Genomic DNA, 17,846 nt, shown 5'->3' on the forward strand with positions numbered 1-17,846 from the left:
TCGTGGCCGCCCGGCACAGCCCTCTGCGACAGCAGGGGGCTGTTTCGCCGTTCCTCAGGGGGATCCTCAGGGGAAGGGGTGCGGCACCCTACGGAGTTCGTCGTCCGTCAGATCGGTCGACCGCCATCCGGCACGCCGGAAGGCGGACCGCATGCGCGGCATGCGCGGCGCCCGCTGCCGGGACCAGCCGAAGTCGATCGGCAGCAGCCCGGGGACGACGGTGGAGACGGTGGTCAGTCCCATCCGCTCCTGCTCGGGCGAGGTCTGGTCGACGACGATCACATCGAAGCCCGCCCGTACCAGCTCGTCCCGGCACAGCAGCACATCGTCCCGCAGATCCCCCGAGCGCGGCCGGATCCGCTGCCAGTCGCGGTAGACGTCCCCGAGCGGCCGTACGGCCGCGGGCTCCAGGTACTCCCGGGCGTGGACGGCCATTTCGGGGAGGCCGAACAGCCGGGCGTGGTGGGTCAGGTGCCGCACCCGGGAGAAGTCCCGCGCCATCGCCTCCAGCTCCTCGCGGTCCTCCTCCACCTGCCGGTCCAGATGCGGGATGTAGCTGAGGACCTCGGAGAGGGCCGCCTCGACGGCGTCCTCCGGATCGAGCCGCGCGCCGGCGGCGAAGGAGAGCGTTCCCGGGCCGCCGTCCCGGCGCACGGCGAGTCCGGTGACGACGGGCACCGCCAGGTCCACCCGGTTGTCGAAGGCGTGGACGTCGTACCCCTGGAGCGCGGCCCGGGCGGTCATGGCGCGAACTGCCTCGCCGCGGCACGAGTCCAGGTCGATCTCGGTGAGGCGGGCCCGGCCGTACCAGGCCAGCAGGAACGCGTCGCGCTCGATGAGTTCCAGCAGCCCGAACAGGACCGCTTCCTCCAGACAGCTGCCGGTGGCGCACCCGTTGGAACTCTCGAAGACGAAATTGTCCGACGCGAGTCCGGCGCCGTAGTGCACCAGCCGGGTGGGCACCCAGACCGGGCGTTCGTCGCGCAGCGAGTGGCCCCGGACCCAGGGGATCGTCCGCGCCGGGTCGAAGGGGGCCACCATCGGCTCGTCCCGGTAGGTCTGGGGTGCGTACGTACCGCACTCGCGCGGATCGACGGCGTGTTCGCCGTGGGCGCGCAGAGCGTCGTAGGAGTCCTCCACCACCTGCCCGCCGTGCCGCCGGTGGATTCCCGCGTACCGTTCGAGCCCCTCCAGGAACGCCAGATCGCGGCTGGCCGCGAAGGAGTTCGCCTGGCCGCTCCAGGTGACGTCGGACAGGCCCGCGTAGGTGCGGACGAAGACACTGCCCGCCACCGGCGCGGTCGTCGGTGAGGTCACATTGAGCCAGGTGCCCTCGCCCAGTGCCCCGCAGACCGGGTTGGCCAGGGCGCCCGTCGGCATCGCGTAGGACTTCGCAGGCCGCAGCCGGTAGCGGTCCGGGGCGGGCTTGGGCCGTGAGCGCAGGCCCGCACGGCCCGCCTCGGACGTGGCGGGGGTGGCAGGGGTGGGCGGCTGGCAGTGCGGGCACTGCGGCTCGGCCAGCAGCGGCAGCGTCGTGACGCGCAGGGTCGCCAGATCGACCCGGGTGACCTGGGGCAGCGGGAGGTCGGCGGCGGTGTGCCAGTCACCGGCCGGCCGCCCGGCCGCCGCCGGACGGCCGGAGTGCAGGACCGCCTCGTACAGCGCCCACACCGCGTCGACGGCGAAGTCCGGCAGGGCCGGCCAGTCGCCCACCGGGTGCGGGGCGGTGCCGACCTCCAGCGCGTCGCGTTCGGACCGGGAACGCAGCCGCTGCCAGCGCCGGGCCAGACAGCCGCCGCACGCGGCGGTGGCCGCGTCCGTCGCCCCCCACGGCCCGATCAGCACGGCCTGCGCGGTGAGGTGGACGTTCGCACCGCCGCGGGCGGCGCCGTACGGGTCTCCTTCCGTGCGGAACGCGTCCGCCGCGCCGAGGGGGACGACGACCGGCGGGTGCGAGGCGGCGTCCCGGGGGAGGGTGTCGAAGCGTGCGGTGAGGGCCCGCTGGAGACGGCGCCCGGCCTCTTCCAGTGGCTGGTGGGTAGAGGTGTCGGTGCTCATGTGTCGTTGCTCCAGCGGAAGGTCCTCATGGCCAGCAGCCCGAAGACCAGGGCGAAGACGGCGAGTCCCGCGCAGGCCAGGCCGGTGCTGCCGAGACCGGCACGGCCGGAGACCGCCGCCGAGATGCCGTCGTTGAGATAACGCAGCGGCAGCACCCGGGAGAGCGACCGCAGCCACGAGGGCATGGCGTCGATCGGGAAGAACGACCCGGACAGGAAGGCCATCGGCACCATCACGCAGTTGGCGACCGCCGCCACCGCCTCCGGTGTGTTCGCCCGGGAACCGATCACCATGCCGATGGCGAGGAACGCGGTGATGCCCAGCACCAGGACCGGCAGCGCCAGCGGCCAGGTGGAGCCCAGCCGCAGCCCGAACACCGGCAGCAGGGCCACCCCGATGAACAGCGCCGCCTGGACCACGCCGATGACCAGCGCCACCACATAGCGGGACGCGAGCACCGAGGTCAGCGGGGTCGGCGACATCCGGACGAGCCGCAGCAGATCGTCCTTGCGCCACTGCATGAGCGTGAACGCCACACCGAACACGGCCGCGTTGCCCACCCCCCAGGACAGCACGCCCGGCGCGATGTAGTCGATGTAGCCGCGGCCGCTCTGCTCGACGGTCTGCCCCCGGAAGATCAGCCCGAACACCACCAGGAAGATCAGGGGGAAGGCGAAGGTGAAGAAGACCGTCGTCCTGTCGCGGACCGAGGCCCGGTAACTGGCCGCGGTCAGTGCGCCGTACGCGCTCATGCGTGCTGCTCCGATCCGGTGAGTTCGAGGTAGACGTCCTCGAGGGTGGCGGTGCGGGTCCGGACCCCGTCGAGGCCCGCGACCTCACCGACGGCGGCCAGCACGGGCCCGGCCGCGCGGGTCTCGAGGACGACCGAGTCGCCCTCCACACAGACCCGGTCCACCCCCGCGATGCGCTCGGCCCGCTCCACCGTGAGGCGGTCGGCGGGCACCAGCAGCCGGGTGGGTGCCTGCGCCGCGCCGACCAGCCGGCCGGGGGAGTCCAGGGCGACCACGGAGCCCGCGACGACGATGGCCACGCGGTCGCACAACGCCTCGGCCTCGTCCAGATGGTGTGTGGTGTAGACGATGGTGCGGCCCTCGCCCTTCAGCGCGCGCAGCACCTTCCACAGATCACGGCGTGCCTGCGGGTCGAGGGCGGCGGTCGGCTCGTCCAGGAAGATCAGTTCGGGGCCGTGCACCAGCGCGGAGGCGATGGCCAGACGCTGCCGCTGACCGCCGGAGAGCACCTCGACACGGATGTCGGCCTGGCCGAGGAGACCGACGAGCGACAGCGTCCGCTCCACACCCTCCCGCCCGACGCCGTACAGCGCGGCGACCGTCGACAGATGCTCACGGGCCGTCAGGCGGGTGAAGAACGCCGAACTCTGGGTCTGCACGCCCAGGCGCGGCAGCAGCGCCATGTTCCGCGGCCAGGGCGGAAGGCCCAGGACCGACACCGAGCCGGAGTCCGCCTCGCGCAGTCCTTCGACGATCTCTATCAGCGTCGTCTTCCCCGCCCCGTTGGGCCCGAGCACACCGAAGAACTCGCCGCGCCCCACGGTGAGTGAGATCCCGGCCACCGCCTGGACGTCTCCGTACCGCTTGCGCACGTCCTCCAGCACGATGGCGGGCTCGTCCGGCCTTGCCTGTGTCATGTGGTCCTCAACTCTGGTCAAGCGACTTCTCGCAGGGGGATTCGGGAAAACAGGTAGAGGGGGCAGGTGGTTCAGCGGGCCTTGCCGCGCCGGGCCCAGGGGCCGGTCACCGCGACCAGCACGGCGACCAGCAGGGCGGGTACGACGGCGGCGAGCACGCCGTAGCGGTCCGCCAGGAAGTGGTGGCACAGCAGCACGAACCCCACGCCGCTGCCGCCGACGAGCGCCACCGACCCCACGCCGTACGCGGCGTAGGCGATCCGGGCCCCGCGCGGGTACGCGCCGACGCCCGGGCCGCGCCGCAGGACACGGGCGGACAGCAGGCGCAGGAAGCGCCGGCTCTCGGTCGCGTAGTCGGCCATGCCCAGCGCGTGGGCGAGCATCCGGTAACCGTCCAGCGGGGGCAGCGGCACCAGATTGACCAGGGCCTGTGCCGTACCGAGGGTCAGCAGGCCCGCCACGGCGGCGCGCACCGGGTCCCCGGCGGGCAGCACGGCCCACAGCGCGGCGAAGGGCAGCAGGAACACAAGGTTCATGACGGTGCCGGCCATGGCCGTGGCCATCTGTGCCCACCGGGAGCGCAGATACAGGTAGTTCCCGACCTCGCAGTACATGAAGACCATGGGCAGGTGCCAGCGCAGTCCGATCTCGCCGACGGTGCCCCCGAAATGCCGGGCGACCACCCCGTGCGCCAATTCGTGCAGCGCGGTGCTCACCCACAGCAGGCTGAACACCGCGAGCAGCGGCACCGGGCGGCTCAGCAGCCAGCCCGTGTCCCGGACGAACCCGTCCAGGCGCAGGACGAGTGTCGTCTCCATGACCCCGACCAGCGCCAGCACCGGCAGCAGGAAGCGGGCGGACAACGCGAAGCCGGTCGCCCGGTACAGCCGCTCGGTGGCGGCACCGGCGTCGGCGACCAGCCGCAGTTTGCCCTTCCACGGCGTCGGGCGGGGCGGCGGCTCCGCCGGCACGGGGGCGATCGGCTCGGCCCCCACCAGCAGACCGCGCTCCCACAAAAGCCCCAGCAGCCGCCGCCAGTGCGCCTCGCCCAGCGCGCGCCCGAAGTGCCGGGCGTACTCCTCGCCGATCCCGGCCAGGGTGCGCTGCCCGTCGAGCCGGGCCATCAGGAAGCACTCCTTGGGCCCGACCTCGAAGGACTTCCCGCTCGCCGGGTCCTTCACCACATGGACGCGTGCCGCCCCCCGCCGCATCGCCGGGCTGAGCAGCACCTCGGGGCGGAGCGCCGGCTGCCGCTGCGCCGGCACGCTCATCGGCCGGCCTCCGCGGGCGGCGCGCACTCGCGCAGCGCCCGCCCCAGGACGTGGGACAGATAGGCCTCGTCGCGGATCGTCACATGCAGCCGGTTGTTGGTCATGTGCATGTACGGCGACAGGAGCAGCGGCAGCGACAGGGCGGGGTCCGTGATCCGCTCGTCCCGGGTGCCGTCCCAGGAGCGGAAGACCAGGCCTTCGTCCGTGGTCAGGGCGGTGGCGCGGTCGCGCAGTTCGCGGCAGTGCCGGGCCCAGCCGTTCAGGAAACCCGGCAGCCGGGCCGTCCCGCCTTCGCCCACCGCCGTGCGCACCGCGTCGAAGCGTCGGCCGAGCCCCGGGCCCATGGACGCGTACGCCCGGTCGTAGGCGTCGGAGCCGATGAGGTCGGTGCCGGAGAACGCCTTGTGCCAGAAGGCGTGATAGCGGTCCAGGTAGTCGATCAGCTCCGCCCGGTCGGGCAGGAAGACACCGGCCATCACCATCATCAGCTGGGCCGCCGTGCCCAGTCGGACCGTGCGCAGATGCAGATTCATCTCGCGCACCGCTTCGATGACCAGCTCGCTGGAGTGCCGGAAGTGCCACTCCGCGAGCTCCACCCCGGCCGGGCCCCCGTACTTGCCGTACTCCGGCTCGTACGGCTCACGGCTGAAGCTGTTGTTCGGGCGCAGCCGCATCCGGCCGTCGGCGGCGAGGAAGCCGCCCCGCTCCTCCTCGGCGAACTCCAGCTCGAACAGCGTGTTGTAGAACTCGTTGAGGAAGCCGGAGGAATCCACCTCGTACAGCGCCGGACGTTCCCGCAGGAAGCGGCCGACCGCCCGCTCGGCACGGGCGAGGACCTCGTCCGTGGCCTGTGCGGTCGCCGGTCTCAGGCGCAGCCGTACGTGCGGGCCCTCCAGCCAGTAGTTGATGAAGAAGTGGCCCGCGAGCAGTCCGTCGGCGGTCAGTTCGGTCAGGAGCGGGCTGATGCAATGGATCAGCAGGGGTCGTGGGTTGGCGGCGTAGTGGATGTGCAGGGCCTGCCACTCGCCCGTGGTCGTCTCGGGCATCTCAGTGCACCGGTTCCTTTCTGTGGGCTCTGTCAGGCCCGTTGCGGGTGGTGCGCAGGGTCTCCACGGCCAGCTCGGCCACATGACGGCCGGCACCGGAGGCGACGTGCAGCTCGTCCTCGTCCGGCAGCGCCTCGCGGAACACCACCCGGTCCCGCTCGTCGCCCTTGAGCAGGCCGTCCAGGGCGGTGAGGGAGAGATAGCTGTCGAAGTCCACGTAACTCGGCTTCGCCGGGGACGACGCCCGGGCCCCGCCCGTCCGCGAGACCGTGGCGAACACGCGGCGCGGCACCCCGTGCGCGCGCCGCCACCGGCGCCATTCCACGAACCACCGCGCCTCGTCCACCCGCGCGGACCACTGCGGCAGGGCCCCCGCCACGGTGGTCCAGCTGCGTCTGCTGAGGACGAGGCCGCCGTACCGCACCCGGGGCCGGTGGGTCACGGCGCCCGGACGCGATACGTCAGCGCCCGTGGGTACCCCGCCCCAGACGTCGAGCGGGGCCATGGAGGTGGGGGAGAGCAGCAGCAGGGTGCGGGGGATCTCCGGCAGTGCGAGCGGCACGAGATAGCCGAGGTAGACCGGCACGACCTCGCACCCCAGCCGCCGGGACACCAGGACGAGGCGGTCGGCGGCCGCGTCGTGCTCGACCGAGAGGTCGTCCAGATGGATGTGGCTGTCCTTCGGCCCCGAGCCGGTCTCGCCCGGGCAGACGATCTCGTAGTCGGTGAGCCGCCCGTGCAGATTGAGATTGCTGGTGACCGCCCCGCCGGTGATCTCCGCGAACACCGCACCCTCGGGTGCCGTCGCGGCCGCGGCCCGCCGCAGCCGGTCCGTGAGACCGCCCTCGCCGCCTTCCGGATAGCAGTGCGTGAAACGGCTGAAGGGGAACGCGAGCCCGCCGTAGGACTGGTTGAGCACCGCCAGTGGATCACCGTCGCGCCGCACCAGCTGGACGAAATGGCTCTGCGGCAGGAAGTCCGGTGCCACGGGCGCGAGCTCGGTGGCGACCGCGTCGAGAAGGCCGGCGTCGAGACGGACCTCCTCGGCGTCCCGCGCGGTCTCCCACACACCGAGCATGCCCTCCACCCACCGGGTGCGGGCGCGGTCGAGGGCGGTGATGCCCGGCAGCGCGAGCCAGTTGGCCTCGGGTACGTACGTACCGTCCTCGTCGAAGGGCTTCCGGCGCGCGGTGAATGTCAGGTACTGCTCGTAGAAGTCCTCGTGGAAGTCGTGGACGAGCCTGAGGAGGTCCGTGCACCGGCCGCCGCTGCCGTAGCGGGCCACGAAGAAACCCTTCAGCGTGATGCGCTGCGGCAGGGTCAGGTCGAAGGCGGGCAGGATCCGCTCGACGTCCCGCAGTGCGTCCAGCGGGCCGGGCGCGCCGTACGGCTGCGCCACGCAGGTCACGTCGGCGTGTCCGGCGGTGACGTCCTCGTACAGAAGGGTCTGCGGAAGCCCGGGGGACGCGGGTGTGTGGTTCCCGCCCAGGTCCCGCTGGATGGTCCGCAGCGCGTCCCGCAGTTCCGCCAGCAGCTCCCGGCGGCGGGCGAGGCCGGCGGTGGGATAGGCGTCGACGCAGGCGAGGGGCCGGGCCAGGGCGTCCGCGAGGCGGTCGGCCCAGGGGCGGTCGAGGGCCCGCAGCGCGTCACGGAAGGAGCGCAGCGGGTCGGCGCTGTGGACGTCGGTGCGCAGAGAGGGCATGTGCAGCATGCCAAGTTGCAGCAGCGCGGCGACGTAGGCCTCGCTCTCCTCGGTGCCCGCGCCCTGGTCGTCGCTCAGCCGGCGCACCAACTCGCCGTAGCGCGGTGCGGGCCGCTGGGCGAAGAGGTCGAGCAGCCGCTCCAGCGTTCCGCTGCGGCGCAGGAAGAACAACTGGTCACCCGCCGCGTCGAAGGTGACGGCCGCCTGGTCGTCGCCGGTGGTGACCTGGCGCCGGACATAGCGGATCCGGTCGTCGTCGAGCTCCCAGCCCGAGGCGAGGGAGACCGGGAGGTCGGCCCGCCGTCCGGGGTCGGCGGCAATCAGCTCGGCCAGCCGGGCCAGGGCGACCACATTGAGCCGCGGATGGCTGTGCCACTCCTCGGGGACGAGGGTGATCTCCTCGCCGCCGGTGACCAGCTCGCCGGGGGTCACCGCGGTGAAGGTGCTGAACGGGCTGGTCTTGCAGGCGGTCCGGTAGAGATAGGCCAGAGCGGAGCGCTCGACCTTGCGCAGCCGTTTGTCCGGCGGGGCCGCAGGGGCGTGGGCCGCGTAGGCGTCGAGCCTGCCCTCCAGCGTCGGCGAGGCGAGCAGCAGCCCCCGCCGCAGCCGCTCCTCGCCGATCAGGTGCCGCAGCGCGGCCCGTGTCCGGGCGGCCTCCTCGGCCAGCAGGGGCCCGCCGGCGGCGTGGAGTTCCGCCAGCCGCCGCCCGTCGCGCAGCCAGTCGGCCACCTCGCGCGCCAGTGTGCCGCCGGGGTCGGCACCGGTCACCAGGGCCACGGCGGCGTCGCCGTCCTGGGGCGGGCGCCCGTTGAAGAGCCGGCGGCGCAGGGCCAGCAGTCCACGGCGGTCCCCGTCGTCGGGGGTGTCCTTGACCAAGGGGTGCAGCCGGTCGCTGAGTTCGGCGCCACGGGCCAGCAGCCGGTCCTCCTCGTGCAGCACACGGTCCGCCCACCGGCTGCTGTCGGGGCAGCGCAAGGCGGCCACCGAATCGATGGGCAGCCCCGCGACGCGGAGCATGAACTGCCGGCGGAGCGTCCACGACGCGGTGTCCGCTTCCCGGGCCGTCGGGGTGCCGGGGGATGTCACGGCGGGGGGTGTCACGGCGGTCTCTCTCCTCCTGTCCGGGTCAGGCGATCTCGTAGCGGAAGTCGGCCGTGCCCGGCCGCTCGTGGCCGATCAGCATGACCAGCAGCGGTGCCTCACCGGTCGCCGCGAGCCCCAGCTCCTCGACGAAGGAGAGGTTGTCGAAGCCGAGCGCGACGCCGCTGCCGAGCCCCAGCGCGGTGGCGGTGGTGTAGAAGGTCTGGGCGACCGCCCCGATCGTGGCGTTCACCAGCCGGTACCCCCGGTCACCCACCGCGTCGAGCACGGCCGTGGTGCGCACGGCGGGGACGACGACGGCCCCCGCCTGCTCCAGGTTGTAGTTGGACAGGAAGTAGTTGCGCTGGAGGAAGCCGCCCGGCGGACCGGGCTTGACCAGCACCAGCTCCCCGGTGTCGGGGTCGTAGGCGTACGCGCCCGGGGCGACGGACCGCACATGGTTGACGAAGACGTACAACCGGGTCAGCCGCGCCCCGCCCGCACCGTCACCGGCGTCGCTGTCGAGCGACGCCGCCGCGCAGGCGGCCAGCGCGGCCGCAAGGTCCTCGCCGTCGACCGGGCGCCGCGCGTCGAACCGGCCGAAGCTGCTGCGGCGCCCGCGCAGCGCCTCGCGCACCCTCATCTCCGGCGGCCGCGGAGCAGGCAGGGCGAGGCGCTCCCCGCCGGGTACGGCCGCCACCGCGGCGGGCAGCAGCGCACCGGCGGCCGGGCGGGCCGTGGCGTTCTCGGCGGTCGCCGCCTGGATCCGCTGTACGGTCTCGAAGGTCAGCACCCGCCGGGAACGCTCGCTGTCCCGACGGCGCACGGACACGGCGTCGCCGGGCAACGTCGCCGGACGGGCAGGTGCGGGGCGCGTCCGCTCCCAGCGGAGCGGGACGACCGCGAAGACGCCCTCCTCCTCGATCGACACCCCGAGCAGCCGGCCCAGCCGCTCCTCGTCGAACCACAGGACGGGCTCGACCCGCAGCCCCCGGGCGCGCGCCCAGATGCGCCAGGTCTGCAGGACGGCGCCGACGTCCATGCTCACCGCGTGCATGGAGAAGCTGTTGTACTTGAAGGAGTTCTGCCAGAACTTCACCCCCAGGACGAGGAACTGGTCGTATTCCTCGGGGAGTTCGGGGTCCGCGAGCACCTCGCGCACCTCGGCACTGACGTCGCCCGCCAGGAGGCGCTGCATCGCGTGGTGGGTCGTCGAGTAGTGGTACACCCCCGGCGTCAGAGGACCGGCGGCACCCGACACCCAGTAGACGGTCACGGGGTAGAGGCCGCCTCCCGAAGCGGTGCCGCGGGAGAAGTTCGCATCCGTGTAGCACGGCAGGGACGGCAGATCGGTGTTGGCCTGGACCCCGAGGCGGCGGCCCACCCGGCCGTAGGAGTCCAGCAGCATGCCGCCGAGCAGCGGCAGTGTGAACGGATCGTCCCGCTCGGCATGCTCCGGCAGGACTCCGGCCCGCACGGTCGCGGTGGGCGGGCAGTCCCCCTCCGGCAGCGGGAAGGACGCGGCCCCCGGATAGAACTTGCCCTTGCGCGGGCGGTCCGACCAGTCGGGCACGAAATTGACGGGTTCCATGTGAACCCGGCCGCGCTGCATGATCGCAGCCGCGTATTCATGGGCGAAACCCACGGGGAACTCCTTGTCTGGACGGTGTCGTCACGAGCCGGTGGTACGGGGTCACGGGAAGGGGTGCGGGGCGGGGTTGAGCTCACCGGGCAGCAGCTCCCGCTCGCGCAGCCCCGCCTCGTACAGGGCCGTGCGCGTCCGGGGCATCCGCAGCGCCCGCTGGCGCCGCCAGCCGAAGTCGATGGGGACCAGCCCGGGGACGAGGACGCTCACCGTGTGCAGCCCCAGGTCCCGTTGCTCCGGCAGGGTCTGGTCGACGACGATCACATCGAAGCCCGCCGCGGCCACCGCGTCGACGCAGGTGCCCACATCGGTCGCCAGATCGGCCGAGACCGGCAGCACGGGCCGCCCCGGACCGTAGAGCTCCGCGACGGCGAGCTTCGGCTGCCGGGGCGCGCCCACCGCACCGAGCAGGAACGACGCGTGGTGAGCCATCTCCGGCAGCCCGTAGACGAGCGGATGGTCGTGCAGCGCCAGCACCTTGTCGAAATCGGCGGCCATCGCGCGCAGCCGCGCCGCGTCGCGCTCGGTCCTGCCGCGTAGGTTCACGGCGTCGGTCGCGATCTCGCAGAGCCCGCCGCTGATCGCCGCCTCGGGGTCCAGGCCCGCCCCCGCGCCGAAGCACAGGGCGCCGGGCCCGCCGTCCCGCCGGACGGCGACCGCGGTCACCACCGGGATCGGGAACGTCACCCGGGTGTCGAAGAACCGCGCCTCGTACCCGTACATCTCCAGCCGGTCGACCATCTGCCGGGTCCGGGGGTCGCGGCTGGAGCGCGGGTCGATCTCCGGGAGCGCCGCCCGGCCGTACCAGGCCAGCAGGAAGGCGTCCCGCTCGATCACCTCCATCAGCCCGAAGTAGACGGCCTCCGCGAGACTGCCGCCCGAGGCACAGCCGTTGGAGCTCTCCTGCACGAAGCGGTTCTCCAGGCCGGGCGTGCCGTAGTACGTCAGCACCTCCGGCACCAGCACCGGGCGCCGGTCCCGCAGGGAGTGACCCCATACCCATGGAATGCGCCGGTCCGGGGAGTAGGGCACCAGGTGGGGGTTGGCGCGGTGGAACCCCGGGTCGTACAGGCCGCACACGCGCGGGTCCAGCGCCGTCCCGCCCAGCGACTCCCAGGACGCCACCACCCCGGTCGCCTTGGCCCGGGCCCGCATGCCCGCGGCCCGTTCGAGCCCCTCCAGGATCCCGACGCGCTCGCTGTGCGCGTAGGAGTCGGCGTGGCCGCCCCAGAACGTCTCCCGGAGGTAGGAGCCGGAGCGCAGCTCGAAGCAGCCGACGGTGGCTGCGGTGGACGCGGAGCCCACGTCGTGCACGACGGCGGGGCCGAGCGCGCCGCAGACCGGGTTGGCGAACGCCTCCGCCGGCAGGTCGTACGTCTCGATGCCCCGCAGCCGGAACGAGCCGGGGCGGTGCTTGGGCGTCGGCCGCAGCTCCACCGCCGCGGCCCGTGGGCTGTCGGGGACGCGTCGCCCGCAATCGGGGCACTCCGCGTCCGGCACCAGCAGCCTGCGGGTCACCCGGAGCGTCTCCAGGTCCACGAGATGGACGACGCCGAAGGGCCCCTCGCCGTCCCGGCCGGCCTGCTGGGCGGCCACGATCAGCGCGGCGATCGCGTCGGCCGCGAACGGTGTCGCGTAGGGCGCGACGCCCGCCGCCCGGGTGCCGGAACCGAGCTCCAGCGCGTCCCGCAGCGAGCGCCGCCGCACCGACTGCCAACGGCGGGCCAGACACCGGGCGCAGGGCCGCCGCTCGCCGCCGGGGCGGGGGAGCGGACCGACCAGCGCGTGGTGACCGTAGAGCTGCACGGGCACGGCCGCCGGGTCGGACGGCGCCGACGGCCCGGCCGTCAGCTCGTCGCGCACGCCCAGCGCCGACACCTCCACCGGCGCCGGGCCGGCAGCCCGCCCCCGCAGCGCCCGCCGCACGGCGTCACCCAGGGCCCGGCAGAACGCCTCTGCGGGGCTGGGCGCTTCGGCGGCGCCACCGCTAGGCACGGGCCGCCCCTGAAGTGAGCAGCACCCGGGCCGTGGTGATGCCGCCGACCGCCAGATCGGCCGGGCCGGTGTGCACGGCCAGGGCGTCCCGGCCCGCCGCCCGCAGCCGCGTGAGCACCGTCGCGTACGAGGTGCCCTCGGCGCCGCGGGCGGCGCTCTCCCCGGTGACGGCCAGGGTCTCGGGGGCGAGGTCCCCCAGCAGCGGATCTCCGGTGTCGGCCGACTCGCCCTCGGGCAGCTCCCGCTCGAACTGGGCGCGGCCGAGCAGATCGCGGACCGCCGCGGCCGCCGCGTCCCGCCAGCCGAGTTCCCCGGCCATCGCCCAGAGCCCGGCCCCGCCGCGCGGGTCGGCGGCGCGGCACAGCAGGACGTGGGCCGAGGAGCGGACCGTCTCCCCGAGGTCCAGCAGTTCGACACCGATGCCGAGGTTGCGGGCGGAGGCGAGGAGGAAGACCAGCTCCGCGTCGTCCCCGACGGTCTCCGCCGCCACCCGCGTCACCTGCCCGAAGCCGCCTACGGCGTGCCCCAGGGCGTCGTGGGCGAGAGCGGACAGCAGCCCGCGGCCCGCCGCCGCGGCGGCCGTCGGGCCCGCGCCCGTACCGGCGGAGGTCGGGGTGTACAGCCGGTGGCGGTTGTACGCCCCGAAGGTGCGCACGGCACCGGCCGGTACGAGCGTCCGCTCCTTGGTGAGCAGGGAGGTCGCGGGGACCCAGTGCGCCACCTGGCCGGGGCCGACGGGAAGGCCGCTGGCGACGGAGTAAGCGGCGGGGTCGGGGGCGTGCTCCAGCTCGGCGGCGGTGACGTCCTCGGTGGCGCGGACGCCCCTCAGCGGGGCGACGTGCTCGGTGTAGACGGCGGCGGCCGCGTCCAGGGCCTTCAGCCGGGCGCCGGCCACCGTGTGGATGTCGAACGCGGCGATCTGCCGCCGCGCGGTGTGGCCGACGGACAGGCTCACGCTGCCGACCTTCAGCGGGGTCTGGGTCCAGGGCTCGTCGGTGAACCGGTGGAAGACCCCGGTGTGCGGGCGGACCAGCACCTGGCGGCCGTTGAGCTCCGCGAGCAGCGCGTCCGGGTCGACCTCCACCGTGGCGGGCGCCTGCCCCGGCCCCGGCAGGGCCTCCAGGGCGAGATCCTCGGGCCGCTCGTCGTGGCCGGCGCAGAACGGACAGCGCGGGTGCGGCAGCAAAGGCTCCGCGACGACGTCGAAGGAATCGGCGTCCTGGACGATGACCTGCCCGCGTGTCTCGGCGGGCAGCGCCTCGGTGGCGAGCCGGAAGATCTCGTACCCGAGGAGATTGCCGATCATCGCCGACAGGCTCCGGCCGGGCAGGTCGCCCACCGGCGCCCCGGCGGTGGGCAGGGCCAGCCCGCTCCACAGCTCGGCCGCCGCGCCCGCGTCGCCGTTGGCGCCGAGCCGCAGCACGGCGCAGGCCCAGCAGCCGGTGGTGCCGGATGCCATCAGCGGGCCGACGACCGCGTGGGAGCCGAACATGGAGGCGGGAAGCAGCCGCGTGCCCTCGGGGACACCGGCCGTCAACAGCCGCAGCAGCCGCCGGGATCCGGCGGGCCCGCCGGTGACCACGACGGCGTCGTACGCCGCGAGGTCCGCCCAGTCGAGGGTGCCGTCGGCGTCGCCGGCACCGAGGACGCCGATCTCCACCGGGCAGCCCTCGGCGGCCAGCGCCGTCGCTTCGGCACGGACGTCCTCGAACCGGTTCTCCTCGGTGTCGGCGCCGGGCAGGACGTCGATCGACGCGCAGCCGTTGCGGACGAGAGCGAGCACGCACCAGCGGGCCACGAGGTCGTCGCCGAGCACCGCGACCCGGGTGTTCCGGAACCGCTCGAAGCGCCGGGGCGCGTCGTCGACGTAGTGGTCGACGTAGGCGAGCTGCGCGGCGAAACGCCGGCCGACCGCGGGGGCGAGCGCTGCCGCCGCCTCGTCGGGGGCGGGGGCGTCGCGGGCGAATTTCCGCTCGTAGAGCGTCGTCACCAGGCGGGCGACCATGGCCCGCTGCTTCTCCCCGAGACCCCGGCAGATGTCCTCGACGCGGTTCTCACCGCTGAGGTGCGGGACGACCAGGGTGGCGAAGCGGTAGGCGGAGGGGGAGTTGAGGTGGAACCCGCCGTGCGCGTTGTGGAACAGCACCCCGTCGGGGGTCTCGGTGAAGAGCACGTCCCGGCGGATGCGGGGCCGGGTCCGGGCGATCGCCTCATAGGCTTCGGACATGTGGAACACCTCTGTGGTCGGCGGCTACGGGGGCATTACAGGGGCACTACAGGGGCACTGAGGGGCAGGGGAGCGGAAAGTCGGGGGCAGCCGGGGGCGGGTCAGGGCGAAGCCGCGGCGGTGGCCGCCGGTACGGCCGTCAGGTCGCCGCGGCCCGGCCGGGTGCGCGCGAACGCCCGGAGGAGCTCGTGCATGTGGTACTCACCGGCCGGGTCCTCCTCCAGCAACCCGGCGTCCACCAGCCGTTCCAGCGTCTCCTCGGCTTCGTGCGGCGCCACGCCCAGCAGCCGGGCGCCCAGCCGGGCCGTGAGCCGTCGGCGATCGCCGCGGCCGATCGCCTCGAACGCGTCGGCGAGGAGCGGGTCGAGCCGGTCGAGCGCGGTGGCGAACACCCTCGGCACCGACAGGCGCGGGTCGCCGGCCAGGGACAGCCGGGTGACCGGGTCGTCCCGCAGCCAGGTCACGCAGTCCGCGACCCGTAGCCGCGGCCGGGTGAGGAGCCGGGCCGCCATGATGGTGAGGGCCAGCGGGAAGTGCCCGCACCCGGACGCGAGCAGTCGCAGCGCGTCCGGCTCGGCCTCGGCCCGTTCGGTGCCCAGGACGGCGGCCAGCAGCCGGCAGGACTCCTCCTCGGTGAGGGTGTCGAGCCGGTGCGCCCAGCCGCCGTGCGCGGCCACCAGCCCGGCCAGCCCGAGCCCGCTGGTGATGAGCACCGCGTCGCCCGGCCGGGTCGGCAGCAGCGGCTGTACCTGGTCCGCGCCGGTGACGTCGTCGAGCACGAGCAGCCGCCTGCGGCAGTGATCCGCCGTGTCGTCGGCCCGGTGGTGCTCGGGCCGGGCGAGTGCGGACGCGATCTCGCCGGGGGAGCGGGGGGTGCCGTCGGGGTGGGACATCGGCACCAGGAACCGGCCACCGGGGAAGGCGTCGCTGGTCAGCAGCGCGATGTGCTGGGCGAGCGCGGTCTTGCCGATGCCGGGTGCGCCCGAGAGCACCACGGTGACGGGCCGGGAGGCGCCGGTGGTGAGCCGGGTGACGAGGGAAGCCGTCTCGGCCGCCCGCCCGGTGAAGTGCGGGACGGGCGCGATCGGCCGCGCCGTCGGGGGCGGTGCGGCCAGGGCGGCTCGTGCCGTCGGCGGCGCCGGCGGCGTCGGCGGATCCTCGGCGGGCAGGAGGCCCGCTGCCGCGGCGGCATCGGCCGGGTCCTTGGCCGCGCCGCGGTCGTCGGGGACGGGCGGGCCGATGGCGTCGCCCCGCAGAATGGTCAGCTCCAGCCGCTGCAGCGAGGAGCCGGGACTGACGCCGAGTTCCTCCCGCAAATATCCCTTGACCGCACGGTATTCGGCCAGCGCCTCGGCCTGCCGACCGGACCGGTACAGGGCCTCGATGAGCTGTTCCCGGAACCGCTCGCGCGCCGGGTACGCCCGGGCCACGGTCCACAGCTCCGTGATGACCTGCTGGCACCGTCCCATCGACAGTTCGATGTCGCGGGCGCGTTCCACCGCGCGTAGCCGCTCCTCCACGAGATGCGGAATCTCGTCCCGGCGCAGCACATCGGAGGGCACATTGGCGAGGAACGGCCCCTGCCAGAGGGCGAGCGCCTCCCCCAGTGCCCGGAGTTCCGTATCGGGATCCCGCGCGGCATCGGCGGATCGGAGCAGTTGCCGAAACCTCATGAGGTCGAGTGCCGCGGCTTCGATGGATATCCGATATCCGCCGGGGACCGACTCGATCAGCGCGTTGGCTATGCCGTACTTGACGAAGATGCGCCGCAGCCGCAGCACGCAATTCTGCAGAGCCGCCTTTGCGGAGGCTGGTTGACCGTCGCCCCAAATCGCGCTCTGCAGGAACTCGGTGGATACCACGGAGTTATGGCGGAGCAACAGTGCGGCAAGCAGAACCGTCGGCTTCGAGGGCTGCAGCACGACACTGTCACAACCGTCGGTAATACTCAACGGCCCGAGAACCTGGAATTGCATTCCGATGTGCCTCCGCGGATCTGTACGGCTTCGTACTGCGCCCGGGGCCCCGCATACCGGTCCGCACCTGCGGACATGAGGCCCAGATGGGAGGCGGGCGGTGCCCTGTGCCGCCAGAGTGTGCACCAGATCGTCCGCCACTCGCAGTACCGAGAGTGTCAGTGACGGTTCTATGCTCGATTGCTAAAGCAAATAAGTATTGGCCTCAACTACCGGGCTCGCCGTCACGCTTGTCCTTTACTTGCCAAATGTTGGCGTGTTCTGATGTTGATCATGTAGAACCTGATCTGCGTCGGCGAGTGAAGAGGGGGCAGCGGAATGACGGAGAGTCAAGGGTGCGTCACGGGATCGCGGGGCTTTTCCTGGTCCGGTGAAGAGCCTATGAGCCGACTGCTCCGCGCCTGGCGGGCCCGGGTCGACCGTGCCTCCATACCTGAGTTGCGGGGCTCCGGCTACCGGTCGAGAGGACGGTTGTCGCAGGCGGACGTGGCCCGTCTGACGGGTGTGAGCGAAGGCTGGTACCGGGCATTGGAAACCGGTGCCCACCGCGATTTCTCCGACGCCTTTCTGCTGCGCGTCGCGGCGGCGCTGCGGCTGAACGAGACCGAGACGCTCACACTCTTCCTCGGCGTCCTGGGCCGTCGGCCGCCCACCGAGCCACCGCCCGCGCACACCACGCTGGACCCGGCCCTGCTCTCGCTGCTGCACCACCAGGCACCGCATCCGGCCTATCTCGCCGATGCCGCCTGGAACATCGTCGCGGCGAACGCGCCCATGGCCGAATGGTTCCCCTGGGTCAAGGGGCCCCGCCCCAATCTGATGCGCTGGGGGCTCACCTCGCGAGAGGCCCGCGAGCAGGTGCTCGACTGGGAGGAGAGCTGCGCGCGGGTGTATCTGGCCACGCTGCGCGTCGCGAGCTGCCAGGACCAGGGCAACACCGAGCTCCAGGAGCTGCTGCGGGAGGTCCTCGCCGCCGACGCCGTCTGCCGGCGGATCTGGGCGGAGGGCTACGAGGTTGCCGAACACCACGACGGCCGCCGCTTCCGGCTGCGCCTGCCGTGCCATCAGGGCGCTGAGGTCCTCGTCACCACGCAGATGTTCCTGCCCCTGCAGTCGGCGGGGCTGCGCTTCGTGGTCGTCACCCCGCTGACCCCCTGAGGTTCCAGAAGCAGGCGCT

The 17,846-nt window shown here is 73.3% G+C and carries 11 protein-coding genes; 1 reads left to right on the forward strand and 10 read right to left on the reverse strand.

Annotated features, from left to right (window positions below; genetic code table 11):
- Positions 1–66 precede the first annotated feature (66 nt).
- The 10 genes from AB8O64_RS33625 to AB8O64_RS33670 all read right to left on the reverse strand — a co-directional run bounded on the left by AB8O64_RS33625 (position 67) and on the right by AB8O64_RS33670 (position 16,669).
- Positions 67–2,058 (reverse strand): TOMM precursor leader peptide-binding protein, encoded by a 1,992-nt coding sequence (locus tag AB8O64_RS33625; protein ID WP_370423448.1) that lies wholly within the window; start codon positions 2,056–2,058, stop codon positions 67–69.
- Positions 2,055–2,810, reverse strand: a complete 756-nt coding sequence (locus tag AB8O64_RS33630) for an ABC transporter permease (RefSeq protein WP_370423449.1) — start codon at positions 2,808–2,810, stop codon at positions 2,055–2,057. The genes AB8O64_RS33625 and AB8O64_RS33630 overlap by 4 nt, the downstream gene beginning before the upstream one ends.
- On the reverse strand, positions 2,807–3,727 hold the full coding sequence (locus tag AB8O64_RS33635; protein WP_370423450.1) for an ABC transporter ATP-binding protein: 921 nt from the start codon (positions 3,725–3,727) through the stop codon (positions 2,807–2,809). Before AB8O64_RS33635 ends, AB8O64_RS33630 begins: the two co-directional genes overlap by 4 nt.
- Before the next feature lie 71 nt (positions 3,728–3,798).
- A complete protein-coding gene (locus tag AB8O64_RS33640; RefSeq protein ID WP_370423451.1) occupies positions 3,799–4,998 on the reverse strand; it encodes a peptidase M50 in 1,200 nt (399 codons plus the stop codon).
- Positions 4,995–6,044 carry a lantibiotic dehydratase C-terminal domain-containing protein gene (locus AB8O64_RS33645; RefSeq protein ID WP_370423452.1) on the reverse strand — a complete coding sequence of 350 codons (1,050 nt, stop codon included), beginning with the start codon at positions 6,042–6,044 and terminating at the stop codon, positions 4,995–4,997. The genes AB8O64_RS33640 and AB8O64_RS33645 overlap by 4 nt, the downstream gene beginning before the upstream one ends.
- 1 nt (position 6,045) lies before the next feature.
- Positions 6,046–8,763: a lantibiotic dehydratase gene (locus AB8O64_RS33650; RefSeq protein ID WP_370424052.1), complete on the reverse strand. Its 2,718-nt coding sequence runs from the start codon at positions 8,761–8,763 to the stop codon at positions 6,046–6,048.
- A 109-nt stretch (positions 8,764–8,872) separates the two neighbouring features.
- Complete coding sequence (locus AB8O64_RS33655) at positions 8,873–10,471, reverse strand: SagB family peptide dehydrogenase (RefSeq protein ID WP_370423453.1); 1,599 nt, start codon at positions 10,469–10,471, stop codon at positions 8,873–8,875.
- Between the two features lie 48 nt (positions 10,472–10,519).
- Entirely contained in the window at positions 10,520–12,466 is a 1,947-nt protein-coding gene (locus tag AB8O64_RS33660; protein WP_370423454.1) for a TOMM precursor leader peptide-binding protein, read from the reverse strand.
- Positions 12,459–14,693, reverse strand: a complete 2,235-nt coding sequence (locus tag AB8O64_RS33665; protein WP_370423455.1) for a TOMM precursor leader peptide-binding protein — start codon at positions 14,691–14,693, stop codon at positions 12,459–12,461. Before AB8O64_RS33665 ends, AB8O64_RS33660 begins: the two co-directional genes overlap by 8 nt.
- 101 nt (positions 14,694–14,794) lie before the next feature.
- Positions 14,795–16,669: a BTAD domain-containing putative transcriptional regulator gene (locus AB8O64_RS33670; RefSeq protein ID WP_370423456.1), complete on the reverse strand. Its 1,875-nt coding sequence runs from the start codon at positions 16,667–16,669 to the stop codon at positions 14,795–14,797.
- Between the two features lie 381 nt (positions 16,670–17,050).
- Between AB8O64_RS33670 and AB8O64_RS33675 the strand changes: the two genes are divergently transcribed.
- Positions 17,051–17,827: a helix-turn-helix transcriptional regulator gene (locus AB8O64_RS33675; protein WP_370423457.1), complete on the forward strand. Its 777-nt coding sequence runs from the start codon at positions 17,051–17,053 to the stop codon at positions 17,825–17,827.
- Positions 17,828–17,846: the final 19 nt, after the last annotated feature.

Source organism: Streptomyces sp. QH1-20 (assembly GCF_041283565.1).
Lineage (GTDB): Bacteria > Actinomycetota > Actinomycetes > Streptomycetales > Streptomycetaceae > Streptomyces > Streptomyces syringius.